This is a genomic window from Brevundimonas sp. FG8 (genome assembly GCF_057808845.1).
Genome location: NZ_JBMDIU010000001.1, coordinates 369,926 through 381,909 on the forward strand (window position 1 = coordinate 369,926; position 11,984 = coordinate 381,909).

15 protein-coding genes are annotated in these 11,984 nt (G+C 66.5%); 11 read left to right on the forward strand and 4 right to left on the reverse strand.

What is annotated here, in order from left to right; all coding sequences use genetic code 11:
• The first annotated feature begins 41 nt into the window (after nt 1–41).
• The 3 genes from ACODRV_RS01650 to ACODRV_RS01660 all read left to right on the forward strand — a co-directional run bounded on the left by ACODRV_RS01650 (nt 42) and on the right by ACODRV_RS01660 (nt 1,974).
• Nucleotides 42–845 (forward strand): RNA methyltransferase, encoded by an 804-nt coding sequence (locus ACODRV_RS01650; protein WP_488907204.1) that lies wholly within the window; start codon nt 42–44, stop codon nt 843–845.
• A gap of 7 nt (nt 846–852) precedes the next feature.
• A complete protein-coding gene (locus ACODRV_RS01655) occupies nt 853–1,176 on the forward strand; it encodes a YnfA family protein (protein WP_141625952.1) in 324 nt (107 codons plus the stop codon).
• Between the two features lie 225 nt (nt 1,177–1,401).
• Nucleotides 1,402–1,974 (forward strand): manganese efflux pump MntP, encoded by a 573-nt coding sequence (locus ACODRV_RS01660; RefSeq protein WP_141625953.1) that lies wholly within the window; start codon nt 1,402–1,404, stop codon nt 1,972–1,974.
• Nucleotides 1,975–2,003: 29 nt separating this feature from the next.
• Here ACODRV_RS01660 and ACODRV_RS01665 read toward each other — a convergent pair whose 3' ends face one another.
• From ACODRV_RS01665 to ACODRV_RS01675, 3 genes are read right to left on the reverse strand one after another with little or no spacing between them, the layout of a single operon-like run.
• Nucleotides 2,004–2,726, reverse strand: a complete 723-nt coding sequence (locus ACODRV_RS01665) for an NAD-dependent deacylase (RefSeq protein WP_488907205.1) — start codon at nt 2,724–2,726, stop codon at nt 2,004–2,006.
• Nucleotides 2,726–3,604 (reverse strand): hypothetical protein, encoded by an 879-nt coding sequence (locus tag ACODRV_RS01670; protein WP_488907206.1) that lies wholly within the window; start codon nt 3,602–3,604, stop codon nt 2,726–2,728. The genes ACODRV_RS01665 and ACODRV_RS01670 overlap by 1 nt, the downstream gene beginning before the upstream one ends.
• The gene (locus ACODRV_RS01675) at nt 3,601–4,503 is read right to left on the reverse strand and encodes a LysR family transcriptional regulator (RefSeq protein WP_488907207.1); all 903 of its coding nucleotides are present in this window, start codon (nt 4,501–4,503) and stop codon (nt 3,601–3,603) included. The genes ACODRV_RS01670 and ACODRV_RS01675 overlap by 4 nt, the downstream gene beginning before the upstream one ends.
• 164 nt (nt 4,504–4,667) lie before the next feature.
• Between ACODRV_RS01675 and ACODRV_RS01680 the strand changes: the two genes are divergently transcribed.
• The 6 genes from ACODRV_RS01680 to ACODRV_RS01705 all read left to right on the forward strand — a co-directional run bounded on the left by ACODRV_RS01680 (nt 4,668) and on the right by ACODRV_RS01705 (nt 9,140).
• Nucleotides 4,668–5,774 (forward strand): S-(hydroxymethyl)glutathione dehydrogenase/class III alcohol dehydrogenase, encoded by a 1,107-nt coding sequence (locus tag ACODRV_RS01680; protein WP_141625956.1) that lies wholly within the window; start codon nt 4,668–4,670, stop codon nt 5,772–5,774.
• A 61-nt stretch (nt 5,775–5,835) separates the two neighbouring features.
• Entirely contained in the window at nt 5,836–6,216 is a 381-nt protein-coding gene (locus tag ACODRV_RS01685) for a VOC family protein (protein ID WP_488907208.1), read from the forward strand.
• Nucleotides 6,217–6,298: 82 nt separating this feature from the next.
• A complete protein-coding gene (locus ACODRV_RS01690) occupies nt 6,299–7,000 on the forward strand; it encodes a hypothetical protein (protein ID WP_141625957.1) in 702 nt (233 codons plus the stop codon).
• An 82-nt stretch (nt 7,001–7,082) separates the two neighbouring features.
• Nucleotides 7,083–7,916, forward strand: a complete 834-nt coding sequence (fghA, locus tag ACODRV_RS01695; protein ID WP_488907209.1) for an S-formylglutathione hydrolase — start codon at nt 7,083–7,085, stop codon at nt 7,914–7,916.
• A gap of 25 nt (nt 7,917–7,941) precedes the next feature.
• A complete protein-coding gene (locus ACODRV_RS01700) occupies nt 7,942–8,919 on the forward strand; it encodes a DUF4350 domain-containing protein (RefSeq protein WP_488907210.1) in 978 nt (325 codons plus the stop codon).
• A complete protein-coding gene (locus ACODRV_RS01705; protein WP_141625960.1) occupies nt 8,916–9,140 on the forward strand; it encodes a hypothetical protein in 225 nt (74 codons plus the stop codon). Before ACODRV_RS01700 ends, ACODRV_RS01705 begins: the two co-directional genes overlap by 4 nt.
• Here the strand turns inward: ACODRV_RS01705 and ACODRV_RS01710 are convergent.
• A complete protein-coding gene (locus ACODRV_RS01710) occupies nt 9,137–9,370 on the reverse strand; it encodes a hypothetical protein (RefSeq protein ID WP_141625961.1) in 234 nt (77 codons plus the stop codon). The two genes, ACODRV_RS01705 and ACODRV_RS01710, sit on opposite strands and share 4 nt — an antisense overlap.
• 206 nt (nt 9,371–9,576) lie before the next feature.
• Here ACODRV_RS01710 and ACODRV_RS01715 point away from each other — a divergent pair, with 206 nt between their 5' ends.
• Nucleotides 9,577–10,188: a superoxide dismutase gene (locus ACODRV_RS01715; protein WP_141625962.1), complete on the forward strand. Its 612-nt coding sequence runs from the start codon at nt 9,577–9,579 to the stop codon at nt 10,186–10,188.
• A gap of 115 nt (nt 10,189–10,303) precedes the next feature.
• Complete coding sequence (locus ACODRV_RS01720) at nt 10,304–11,881, forward strand: GH39 family glycosyl hydrolase (RefSeq protein ID WP_168196788.1); 1,578 nt, start codon at nt 10,304–10,306, stop codon at nt 11,879–11,881.
• Nucleotides 11,882–11,984 lie beyond the last annotated feature (103 nt).

The following is an 11,984-nucleotide window of genomic DNA, read 5'->3' on the forward strand; positions in this document are numbered from 1 at the left end:
TTCGCTCACTTGCACTTTTCATCTCTTCACCTGCGCTGCCCATGTCCGACCTGACCCCTCCCGTCGTCATCCTCGACAAGTCCCAGCTGGCCGACAATATCGGCGCGGTCGCGCGGGTGATGGCCAATTTCGGTCTCAGCGAACTGCGCCTCGTCAGCCCGCGGGACGGCTGGCCGCAGGACCGGGCCTGGGCGACGGCGTCGGGCGCCGACTGGGTTCTGGAAGGCGTCAAGGTGTTCGACACCGTGGCCGAGGCGGTCGCGGACCTGAACACCGTCTTCTCGACCACCGCCCGCCCGAGAGAGACGCGGATGCCGGTGCGCACCCCGCGCGAGAGCGCCCGCATCCTGTACGACGACACAGCCTCCGGCCTGAAGACCGGCCTGCTGTTCGGTGGCGAGCGCGCGGGGCTGGAGACGACCGATATCGCCCTGACGAGCGGCATCACCACGATTCCGATCGACCCGAAGCACCATTCGCTGAATCTGGCGCAGGCGGTGGCGATCAACGCCTATGAGTGGCGCACCCTGATCCTCGATGCCCCGCCGCCGCGCTTCCGCGAGCAGGATCCGCCTGCGTCCAACGACCTGCTGGTCGGGATGTACGAGCATCTGGAGACCGAGCTGGAGGCGGGCGGCTTCTTCTATCCGCCCGAGAAGAAGCGTTCGATGACCCAGAACCTGCGCGTCATGCTGGGCCGCTCGGCCTTCAGCGAGCAGGAGGTGGCGACCTTTCGGGGCGTGATCCACGCCCTGTCGAAGGGCCGCGGACGCCTGCTGGCCAAGATGGCGGCGAAGAAGGATGAGACGCCCTCAAGCACCGAGCCGCCGCGCGGCGAGGGGTAGGGCGAACATGAAACTGGTCCTGATCTACCCCCTTGCTGCGCTGGCGGAGATCGCGGGCTGTTTCGCCTTCTGGGCCTGGTTGAAGCTGGATCGGTCGCCGTTGTGGCTGGTCCCCGGCGTGGCCTGTCTGATCGCGTTTGCGTGCTTGCTGACCCTCGTACCGACCGATGCGGCGGGGCGGGCGTTCGCGGTCTATGGCGGGGTCTATATCTGCGCCTCGCTGGCGTGGATGGCGCTGGTCGAGAAAAGCCCGCCGGACCGCTGGGACCTGATCGGCGGCGCGGTGTGTCTGATCGGCGCGGGGATCATCCTGTTTGCGCCCAGAGGCTGAAGTGCGGTTGATCCGCCGGGGTGTCTCCTGTAGACGCCGCCCCGTTGGGGAGTAGCCGCCGGCGCCCATTCAAAGGCCGGGTTCGCGTCAACATACTCGTGGTCTTCAGGCCCGTGGCGCGATCAGTGGACCTCATGTCCGCCTGGCGAGACCAGCGTGCCTTGCGATCCCCAACCGGCGGGGGCGTGAGCGCGCTGTCTCGTGCGTCCGGCGGATTCTGTTCTGATGACCCCTCTGTCCATCGCCGTGCTGTCCCTCAGCATGTCCACGGACGCCTTTGCGGCGGCTGTCGGCCGCGGCGCGGCGCACCGGCCTCCGGTCGCCACCGCCATTCGCAACGGGCTGGTCTTCGGCGTGATCGAAGCCATCACGCCTCTGATCGGCTGGGGGCTGGGCATGATCGCCGCCGGGCTTGTCGAGCAGATCGACCACTGGATCGCCTTCGGCCTGCTGGGCGCGGTCGGCGCGAAGATGCTGTGGGAAGCCTTCCAGCCGGTCGATGAGGACGACGACGGATCACGCGCCGCCCGCAACGGCGTGCTGGCCCTGATCGCCACGGCGGTCGGCACCAGCATCGACGCGGCGGCGGTCGGCGTGGGGCTGGCCTTCATCGGGGCCAACATCTGGATCATCGCCTTGTCGATCGGCTTCACCACCTTCGCCCTGACCACCCTCGGCATGCTGATCGGCAAGGCCGTCGGCGCGCGCTTCGGCAAGATCGCCGAGTTTCTGGGCGGGGTGGCCCTGATCGTGATCGGCTCGACCATCCTGGCCGAACACATGGGCTGGATCGGCTGAGTTTTCTTTCTCCCCCGAGGGGAGAGGGGTCAGGCGTTCAGCAACCGTTCCACGAACGCCGGCACCGTTTCGGTTGCGGGACCATACAGGCCCTCATCGAACATCCGCGCGCCCTGCGTCGGTTCGAGATTGATCTCCACCGTCCGGGCCCGGGCGCGGCGGGCGTCCTGCACGAAGCCCGCCGCCGGATAGACCGCGCCGGAGGTGCCGATGGAGACGAACAGGTCGGCATCGGCGATCGCCGCGTCGATCACAGGCATGGCCAGCGGCATCTCGCCGAACCAGACGATGTGAGGCCGCAGCCAGCCGTCGGGGCTGAACGGACTGTCGTGGCGCGGGTCCAGATCGCCGGGGCAGTCGATGACCCGGCCCGTGGCGGTGCAGTGCGCCTTCAGCAGTTCGCCGTGCATGTGGATCAACTGGAACCCCGGCGCGGGCGGAACCCGCGCATGGGCGCGGTCGTGCAGGTCGTCGACGTTCTGGGTGACCAGCAGGAAGTCGCCCTCCCACCGCGCGGCCAGTTCCGCCAGCGCATGGTGGGCGAGGTTGGGCTGGACCTCGGCCAGCTGGCGGCGGCGCTTGTTGTAGAAGTCCTGCACCAGCGCCGGATTGGCCGCGAAGCCCTCGGGCGTGGCGACTTCCTCGATCCGGTGGCCCTCCCACAGGCCGTCCGAGGCGCGGAACGTCGGCACGCCGCTTTCCGCCGATATTCCGGCGCCGGTGAGGATGACGAGGTTGCGGTGATTGCCCATCACCACTCTCGCCACGCGTCGATTTCGTCGACGAGGGCCTTCTGCCGGGCGACGTGCGCCATCTCCTCCAGCAGAGCAAAAATATCGTCCCGCTCCTCGGTCTCGATGACGCCTCCTGCTCGGTCATCGGCCTCATTGAACCATTGCACCGTTTCTTTGAGGATCGCCCGAACCTCTGCCCGGCGAGGTTTGGCTCCCAGGTCTCTCAGCGCCACACAGGCGTCGAGAACGACTTTGCGGGCTGCGAGCGTGAAGTCTTCGGGCGGATATGGAGGTGACGGCGACCACCTTTCAAAGGGCGTTTCGGATAGAAGCTGCTCCCATGTCAGTTGGGCAAGACGGGTCCGATAGCGTTCTTCCCGGGCCGCCCGTTTGGCGTTGTCGCTTGCGGTTTTGAGCGCGGCTTCCTCAACCAGTTTGTCGCAGTCATTCGCCCACCGCCATTCGCCCTCGACAGCGTAGTTGATGCTGCTCAGCGTGCCGAAGCTCGTACCAATGGCGAAGGCAGAGACGGCTTTCGCGTTGGCCTGCTCATTCGCGGTCAGTCGCAACTCTCCCAACAGGTGGACGTCTGTCAGGTCGGTCTCCGGTTCCCACAAGTCCCGGGTCACTCCGAGGACGGCAGGCCGCCCCGTATAAGCAAAGCGATGTTCCTCAAGAATGGACGCGCGCTTCGTGTCTTCCAACACCGGAGGCGATGGCCAGATTCCGGTCAACGCCGCCACAACGATGAAACGATCATCTACCCACAGCACTTTGAATGCCCCGAACCGACCGGTTTCGGGCGGAGCAAATTCGGAAAAAGGGCTTGTCCGGAAGGCGTAAACCTCGCCGGCCCGGGGGGAGACGTTGGTCTTGGCGGGGCTCTTGAGGTTCATGGCATGGCCTCGGGCAGGGTGGTCGAGGTCGCCAGACTTTCCCGAAGATGGTCGATCATCAAGCGGACCTTAGACGGGGCGTGACGGCGGTGGGGATAGACGGCCCAAACGCCTTCGTCGGGTGGGCGGTGATCGGGCAGCAGGGCGACGAGGGCACCGGAAGCGAGTGGTCCGGAGACATAGAAATCCGGTAGCTGGCACAGGCCGAGGCCCTGCATGGCGGCGTCCAGAACCGCCGCGCCGGAATTGCAGCGCCAGCGGCCCTGCGGACGGAAGCTGGTCTCGCGGCCGCCTTCGGTGAAGCGCCAGTGTTCGGACGAGCCGGTCAGCAGATCGTGGGCGGAGAGTTCCGACAGGGCTCGGGGCGCGCCACGGCGGGCGAGGTAGTCCGGGCTGGCGCAGAGGATCAGGCGGCGGGAGGCCAGCTTGCGCGCGATCAGGCGGGAATCCGTCAGGTGGCCGAAGCGCACCGCCAGATCGTAGCCGTCGCCGACGAGGTCCCGCAGGCGGTTGTCCAGGTCCAGTTCAATGGACAGCTCCGGATGGGCGCGGGCGAAGCTGTTGACGGCGGGGGCCACGAACCGTTCGCCGTAGGAGACCGAACAGGTCATCCGCAACAGGCCGCGCGGGGCGCTGTCGTCAGGCTGGACAGCGGCGAGGGCCTCGTCCCGCTCATCGATCAGGCGGCGGCAGCGGTCGAGGAAGTCGCGCCCGGCGTCGGTCAGTTCGACCCGACGGGTGGTGCGGTTCAGCAGCCGGGTCTGGAGCCGGTCCTCCAGCTTTGCTATCTCGCGGCTGACGGCGGAGGTGGACAGGCCGAGGCGTTTGGCGGCGGCCGAGAAGCTGGCCTGCTCCGCTACGGCGGTGAATTCGTCGATCCCGTCCCAGCGACTGCTCATGCGGACGATGCAGCACGATTGTCCCGCATCAGCAATAATGTTTTGCGTTTGTCGCCGTTTCGTCTGTCCTCACGCAGGCCTAGAAGGGGCCCATAGATCACTTTCCCCTCAAGCAGCGCGCCGGCGCGCGGCAAGCGATAGGGGCCTCCGGAGGACCTTGGATCATGAAAACCCGCGCCGCCGTCGCCTTTGAGGCCAAACGTCCGCTTGAGATCGTCGAGGTCGATCTGGAAGGCCCGCGCGCCGGTGAGGTGCTGGTCGAGATCAAGGCCACGGGCATCTGCCACACCGACGCCTATACGCTGGACGGTCTGGACTCGGAGGGCATCTTCCCGAGCATTCTCGGCCACGAGGGCGCGGGCGTGGTGGTCGAGGTCGGCCCGGGCGTGACCTCGGTCGAGGTCGGCGATCACGTGATCCCGCTGTACACGCCGGAATGCCGCCAGTGTAAGTCGTGCCTGAGCCGCAAGACCAATCTGTGCACCTCGATCCGGGGCACGCAGGGCAAGGGCCTGATGCCCGACGGCACCTCGCGCTTCAGCTACAAGGGGCAGTCCATCGCCCACTACATGGGCTGCTCGACCTTCTCGAACTACACCGTCCTGCCCGAGATCGCGCTGGCGAAGATCCGCAAGGACGCGCCGTTCGACAAGGCCTGCTACGTCGGCTGCGGCGTGACCACGGGCGTCGGCGCGGTGGTCAACTCGGCCAAGGTCGAACCGGGCGCCAATGCGGTCGTCTTCGGTCTGGGCGGCATTGGCCTGAACGTCATCCAGGGCCTGAAGATGGTCGGCGCCGACATGATCATCGGCGTGGACATCAACGGCGACAAGGAAGAGTGGGGCCGTCGCTTCGGCATGACCCACTTCGTCAACCCGAAGACCGTGTCGGATGTGGTCGCCCATCTGGTCGAGCTGACCGGCGGCGGCGCGGACTACACCTTCGACTGCACCGGCAACACCGTTGTCATGCGTCAGGCGCTGGAAGCCTGCCACCGCGGCTGGGGCGAGAGCATCATCATCGGCGTGGCCGAGGCGGGCAAGGAGATCGCCACCCGCCCGTTCCAGCTGGTCACCGGCCGCGTCTGGAAGGGCTCGGCCTTCGGCGGCGCGCGCGGCCGCACCGACACGCCGAAGATCGTCGACTGGTACATGGACGGCAAGATCGAGATCGACCCGATGATCACCCACACCTTCGGTCTGGAAGACATCAACAAGGCCTTCGACCTGATGCATGAAGGCAAGAGCATCCGGTCGGTGGTGGTGTTCTGACGACAGGGTTGCTGAAAGCAACGGACTTGTGCGAAGTCAGGTCACCTTGAGGGAGGACACAATGTTCACACACATCACCGTCGGCGCGAACGACATCGAGGCGTCGCGGAAATTCTATGACGCGGCGCTGGGCGCGTTGGGGATTGAGCCGGGCCAGCCGGACGGCATGGGCCGCGTCTGGTGGCGCACCGCGCGCGGCTCGTTCGCGATCACCAAACCTATCGACGGCGACCCGGCCTGCCACGCCAACGGCGGCACCATCGGCTTCGGCGCGCGTGATGCGGAGGCTGTGAAGGCCTTCCACGACGCCGGCGTCGAGGCGGGCGGCACGTCGATCGAGGATCCGCCCGGCGAGCGCAAGGGCCCGTTCGGCGCGCTGTATCTATCCTATCTGCGCGATCCGTCGGGCAACAAGATCTGCGCCCTGCACCGGCCGAGGTAACGGCTGCGCTTGCGACAACTGACCGCGTCATCGCGTCGATATGAACGGGGCTACCAAGCCCCGTTCAATGAAGGGGGACGACATGAAATTCGACGCGCAGAAGGCCCTGATCGCCTACTCCGGTGTGCTGACGGCGGTCTTTGTCGGGGTAATGATTTCGGGCGCGGTGCAGGGCGTGGGTCCGGCGCGTTTCACCGAGATCGACGTTCACCGCATCAATGTGCGCGAGCCGGACGGCACCCTGCGCATGGTGATTTCCAACCAGACCGCCTTCCCGGAAATTCCCTATCGCGGGCGCGAGGTGCCCCATCCGGGGCGTGATTCCGCAGGCATGCTGTTCATGAACGAGGAAGGCACCGAGGTCGGTGGTCTGGTGTTCGGCGGCCGGAATGTCGATGGCGTCAAAACCTCCGGCGGCAGTCTTACCTTCGACGGCTATGAGCAGGATCAGACCGTCCAGATCATGGGCTTCCAGCAGGGCCCGCGCCGGGTGTCGGGTGTCTTTGTGAATGATCGGCCCGAAGAGTCGATCGACTATGACGTGCTGACCCGTCTGGCCGGCATGAGCCCGGAGGAACAGCAGGCGGCGATGCTCGCAGCCAATATGGACGGCCAGCCCCGCGCCTTCCTGGGGCGTCAGGGCAGCGGCGCGTCGGAACTGGTCTTGCGCGACGCAGCCGGGCGGGCGCGTCTGGTGTTGAGCGTGGCGGCGGATGGCGGCGCGCGCATCACCTTCAGGGACGAGAATGGGCAGCCCACCCGTGTGGTGACGCCCGAGGGCTGAGGCGGTTCAAAAGGGCGCTGCTCGTGCGGCGGATTATGAAGAAGGCCGGGTTCGGCCTGCGGATCATCGGAGTTTGAGTTTTATGGAAGTCACGAAGACCCACACCGTCCACGGCGGCACGCTGCGCTATCTGAAGCACGACAGCGCGGTGACCGGCACGCCGATGACCCTGTCGGTCTTCGTCCCCGGCGGCGAGGGGCCGTTCCCGGTGCTGATCTGGCTGTCGGGTCTGACCTGCACCGAGGACAATTTCACCACCAAGGCCGGGGCCTATCAGGCGGCCGCCGAGCACGGGGTGATTATCGTCGCCCCTGACACCTCGCCACGGGGAGAGGGCGTCGCCGATGATCCAGCCTATGACCTCGGTCAGGGGGCGGGCTTCTATGTCGATGCGACGCAGGCGCCGTGGGCGCCGCATTTCCGCATGGAAAGCTATGTCACCGGCGAGCTGATCGATCTGATCGACCGCGAGTTCCCGACCACCAAGGTCTGCTCCATCTCGGGCCATTCGATGGGCGGGCACGGGGCGCTGACGCTGGCGTTGCGCCATCCGGACCTGTTCCGCTCGGTCTCGGCCTTCGCGCCGATCAGTTCGCCGACCCGCTGCCCGTGGGGCGAGAAGGCCTTCACCGCCTATCTGGGCGAGGACCGGGCTGAATGGACGAACCACGACGCGGCCCTGCTGATCGAGGGCGGCGCGGCCAAGGGCGTCTATGACGACATCCTGATCGATCAGGGAGACGCCGACAGTTTCCTGGTCGAGCAGCTGAAGCCTGAACTGCTGATCGCGGCCAGCGAGGCGAGCGGTCAGAAGGTCACGGTGCGGATGCAGCCGGGGTATGACCACTCCTACTTCTTCATGGCCAGCTTCATCGCCGACCATATCGCCTTCCATGCGGCGCGGTTGAAGGCGTAGGCTCCGGGCGAACCGGAGAGACGCCATGAGACGGTCCAGCCCCAAGGCGTTCGCCCTGATCCTGTCCGCCCTGCTGCTGGCCGCGCCTGTCGCGGCGCAGGAGCAGATGGGCGATCCGTCCTTCCGCCCGACCGTGGCGCGTCCTGCCTATGCGGGCGAGGGGCCGCTGATCCAGCTGGATGCGGCGCACGGCAGCGTCCAGACCCTCAACGGGCGCTATGCGGGCTTTGCGGCTCTGGCCCGGGCGGACGGCTATCGCATCCGGGCGGGGGAGCAGAAGCTGGACGCGCCCGGCGCATTGGACGGTGTCGATGTGTTGGTCATCTCCAATGCCGTCCGCCCCGCCGACGGGAGCAGCCCGGACGCCTTCACACCGGGTGAGATCGCCGCGCTGGACGTCTGGGTGCGGGCAGGGGGATCGCTTCTGCTGGCGGCCGATCATGCTCCCTATGGCAGCGCCAATGAGACGCTGGGGCGGGCGCTGGGCGTCGAGATGGGCAAGGGCTACGCCTTCGTCCTGACGCCCGGAGGGCCGCTGACCAATCTCGACTATCCGGCCGAGGCCTTGGGCGAGCATCCGATCATGGCCGGACGGCACGAGGGTGAACGGGTCCGCCGCGTCCGCACCTTCACGGGCCAGTCGCTACGCGGGCGGCAAGGCGCGACCGTGTTGCTGGCGATGAGCGAGGATGCTCGTGAGGCTGCGGACGTGCGAACCCTGCAGGAGATCGAACGACGGCTGGAGGGCGGAGAGGCGAGCGATGCCGTGCTGGCCGAGCTGTCGCGGCCTGCGCTGCCGGCGCAGGGGCTGGCGTTTGAACACGGGCGGGGGCGTCTGGTGGTGCTGGGCGAGGCCGGGATGCTGACGGCGCAGGTGGTGAGGTTTCCCGCCGAATCCGGGCGCGAGGATGTCGTTTTCGGTCTACAGACCCCCGGCCATGACGATCAGCAGTTCGCCTTGAACCTGCTGCACTGGCTGAGCCGCATTGAGGGACTGAGATGAGCGACGACCGCTACGATGCGATGTTTTCGGCCCTGTGCACCGAGGTCGGCTTCTGCCTGCACGACAAGGGACAGAAGCGCGTGATCGCGGCCCTGCCCGAGGGGCTGGATGCGGCGACCAAGGTGGCCTTCGCGGCCGCGGGCGTGGACTATCTGAACGCGCTGGGCGACCACCGCCGCGCCGTGCGGGACTGCATGAAGGCGCACCTGCCCAAGGACTAGCGTTCGTCCTTCGCCCCGTCGGTGGGCGCCGATGTCGTCGTGGTGGTCGTGCTTGTGGTCGTGGTGACGGTTCGCGACGTTGAGTAGCTGATGGTGCACCCCGGCGCGTTGACGAACTGGCCGTCGCTGGTGTGGCAGTTGGAGCTGGCCGTGATTGGCTCTCCGCCCATACAGCCGCCCAGTCCGAGCACGGCGGCGGCGATCAGAAGGGCAGGGCGTCGTGCGGTCATCAGGCGGCTCCGGTGAGACGCTCCACCGTCTGACGTCCGGGCGGATCGCGCAAGGCCGTGAATCCAAGCTTGACCTCGCCCCGCGATGCAGCCTTTGAAGGGCGGCGGGCGTTCAAAGCCTGAGAAAATCCCGCTGCTGCGCCTTTGGCTGGACGGCTGGAGCGCCTACATGCGGTTCAAGATCAACCTGTCGACAGGAGCCCTCCATGGCCTTCACCCTTCCGCCCCTTCCGTACGCCTATGACGCCCTGGAGCCGGCCATCGACAAGGAGACGATGACCTTCCACCACGACAAGCATCACCAGACCTACGTCGATAACCTGAACAAGGCCGTCGACGCAGACGCCTCGCTGCAGGGCAAGTCGCTGGAGGAGCTGTTCGCGACCATGTCGAAGCTGCCGAAGGCCGTGCGCAACAACGGCGGCGGTCACTGGAACCACAGCCTGTTCTGGGAACTGCTGGCGCCGCAGGGCCAGACGGGTGAGCCGTCGGCTGAACTGGCCGCGAAGATCGACGCCGAACTGGGCGGTCTGGACAAGTTCAAGGCGGACTTCGACGCCGCCGGCGCCGGTCAGTTCGGCTCGGGCTGGGCCTGGCTGATCCTTCAGGACGGCAAGCTGAAGGTCACCTCGACCCCGAACCAGGACAACCCGCTGATGGACGTGGCCGATGAGAAGGGCGCCGTCCTCTTGGCCGCCGACGTGTGGGAACACGCCTATTACCTGAAGTACCAGAACCGCCGCGTCGACTACCTGAAAGCCTTCTGGTCGGTGGTGAACTGGAACAAGGTCAACGAGCTGTACGAAGCCGCCAAGTAAGCGGTCCGTCCGTCAGAACATAGGGAAGGCGCCGTAGCGATGCGGCGCCTTTCTTGTGTTTGGGTTTGTTAGCGCTAACATCACTCTCAACAAACATATCGCCGGGGAGCGGGACATGAGGGATTGGGCGAAGCGCGCGGGGCGTGCGGCGGCGGCGATGGCCGTGTGCGGGGCTCTGCTGTCGTGGGGCGCGGCGGTCGCGCAGACCCGGACCATTGTGGCGGACGCTTCCGCCGAGAGCCGTCCGCGTGACCGGATGGCGGACTTCTCCATCGGCGCCGACTATCCGGGGGTGACGGGGCGCGAGGATGCGCTGGCCCAGCTGCAGATCGCCCGCGAGGAACTGGGTTTCCGCTACATCCGCTTCCACGCCATCTTCCATGACGACATGGGCGTCTATCGCGAGGTGGACGGTCAGCCGGTCTATGACTTCAGCAAGATCGACGTCCTGTACGACCGGTTCCTGGCCATGGGGATCAAGCCGTTCGTCGAACTGGGCTTCACGCCGCACGACATGCGGACCTCTGACCAGACAATCTTTTACTGGAAGGGCAACACCTCCCATCCGCAGCCCGAGAAATGGGACGCGCTGGTGGACGCCTTCGTGCGGCATCTGATCCAGCGCTACGGCGCCGAGGAGGTGCGGACCTGGTTCTTCGAGGTATGGAACGAGCCCAATCTGGACGGCTTCTGGGAGCGGGCGGATCAGGCAGCCTATTTCGACCTCTATGTGCGCACGGCCAAGGTCATCAAGGCGATCGACCCGGCCCTGCCGGTCGGCGGGCCATCCACAGCGGGCGCGGCCTGGGTGCCGGAACTGCTGGCCTATGCGCGGGCGCATGACGCCCCGGTCGATTTCGTGACGACCCACACCTATGGCGTGGCGGGCGGCTTCCTGGATGAGAACGGGGAAGGGGACAACAAGCTGCTGCCCAACGAGGACGCGATCATCGGCGACGTCCGGCGGGTGCGCGAGCAGATCGAGGCCTCGGCGACGCCGGGCCTGCCGCTGTACTTCACCGAATGGAGCACCAGCTACAACCCGCGTGATCCGGTGCACGACAGCCATCTGAGCGCCTCCTACATCCTGAGCCGCCTGAAGCCGGTCGAGGGTGTGGTGCAGGGCATGAGCTACTGGACCTATTCCGACCTGTTCGAGGAGCCGGGTCCGCAGACGCGCCCGTTCGACGGAGGGTTCGGACTGATGAGCCCGCAGGGCGTCCGCAAGCCGTCGTGGTTCGCCTACAAATACCTTGCCCGACTGGGCGACCGGGAGCTGGCGAACACCGACGCGCAGAGTGTGGTGGCGCTGAACGACGGGGCTTTGCAGGTGCTGGCCTGGCATTATGAAGCGCCGAACCAGACGGTGAGCAACCGGCCGTACTTCCGCGCGGTGCAGCCCGACCGTGAACTGGCGCCGCTGGTCATCGAGGCTCGGGGGCTGACACCGGGTGCGCATCGGGTGCAGATTCGCCGGGTCGGATTCCGCAGCAACGATGCCTACACCGCCTATCTGGAGATGGGGCGTCCCGAGACGCTGACCCCGGAGCAACTGGCGCATTTGCAGGGGCTGACGCGGGACGAGCCGGAGACCCGGGTCGTGTCGGTCGGCCCGGATGGGCAAGCCCGGCTCGAACTGCCGATGCGCGCCTATGACGTGGTTCTGGTGGAATTCTCGCAGGAGTCGCGTTGATCCATATGCGCGATTCACCAGCCGCTAACCGTGACCATTGGGGCGGTGGTTAAGAGGTGGTCCAATAGGACTGCGGGCCGATTGTCCCCCGAGTTCGTCCCGT

What these genes read in the sequence shown, in the direction of transcription:
- ACODRV_RS01720 (WP_168196788.1), top strand. Translation starts at nt 10,304, where the DNA reads ATGAGGGATTGGGCGAAGCGCGCGGGGCGTGCGGCGGCGGCGATGGCC.
- ACODRV_RS01655 (WP_141625952.1), top strand. Translation starts at nt 853, where the DNA reads ATGAAACTGGTCCTGATCTACCCCCTTGCTGCGCTGGCGGAGATCGCG.
- ACODRV_RS01665 (WP_488907205.1), bottom strand. Translation starts at nt 2,726, where the DNA reads ATGGGCAATCACCGCAACCTCGTCATCCTCACCGGCGCCGGAATATCG.
- ACODRV_RS01675 (WP_488907207.1), bottom strand. Translation starts at nt 4,503, where the DNA reads ATGAGCAGTCGCTGGGACGGGATCGACGAATTCACCGCCGTAGCGGAG.
- ACODRV_RS01690 (WP_141625957.1), top strand. Translation starts at nt 6,299, where the DNA reads ATGAAATTCGACGCGCAGAAGGCCCTGATCGCCTACTCCGGTGTGCTG.
- ACODRV_RS01700 (WP_488907210.1), top strand. Translation starts at nt 7,942, where the DNA reads ATGAGACGGTCCAGCCCCAAGGCGTTCGCCCTGATCCTGTCCGCCCTG.
- fghA (WP_488907209.1), top strand. Translation starts at nt 7,083, where the DNA reads ATGGAAGTCACGAAGACCCACACCGTCCACGGCGGCACGCTGCGCTAT.
- ACODRV_RS01660 (WP_141625953.1), top strand. Translation starts at nt 1,402, where the DNA reads ATGACCCCTCTGTCCATCGCCGTGCTGTCCCTCAGCATGTCCACGGAC.
- ACODRV_RS01715 (WP_141625962.1), top strand. Translation starts at nt 9,577, where the DNA reads ATGGCCTTCACCCTTCCGCCCCTTCCGTACGCCTATGACGCCCTGGAG.
- ACODRV_RS01680 (WP_141625956.1), top strand. Translation starts at nt 4,668, where the DNA reads ATGAAAACCCGCGCCGCCGTCGCCTTTGAGGCCAAACGTCCGCTTGAG.
- ACODRV_RS01670 (WP_488907206.1), bottom strand. Translation starts at nt 3,604, where the DNA reads ATGAACCTCAAGAGCCCCGCCAAGACCAACGTCTCCCCCCGGGCCGGC.
- ACODRV_RS01710 (WP_141625961.1), bottom strand. Translation starts at nt 9,370, where the DNA reads ATGACCGCACGACGCCCTGCCCTTCTGATCGCCGCCGCCGTGCTCGGA.
- ACODRV_RS01650 (WP_488907204.1), top strand. Translation starts at nt 42, where the DNA reads ATGTCCGACCTGACCCCTCCCGTCGTCATCCTCGACAAGTCCCAGCTG.
- ACODRV_RS01685 (WP_488907208.1), top strand. Translation starts at nt 5,836, where the DNA reads ATGTTCACACACATCACCGTCGGCGCGAACGACATCGAGGCGTCGCGG.
- ACODRV_RS01705 (WP_141625960.1), top strand. Translation starts at nt 8,916, where the DNA reads ATGAGCGACGACCGCTACGATGCGATGTTTTCGGCCCTGTGCACCGAG.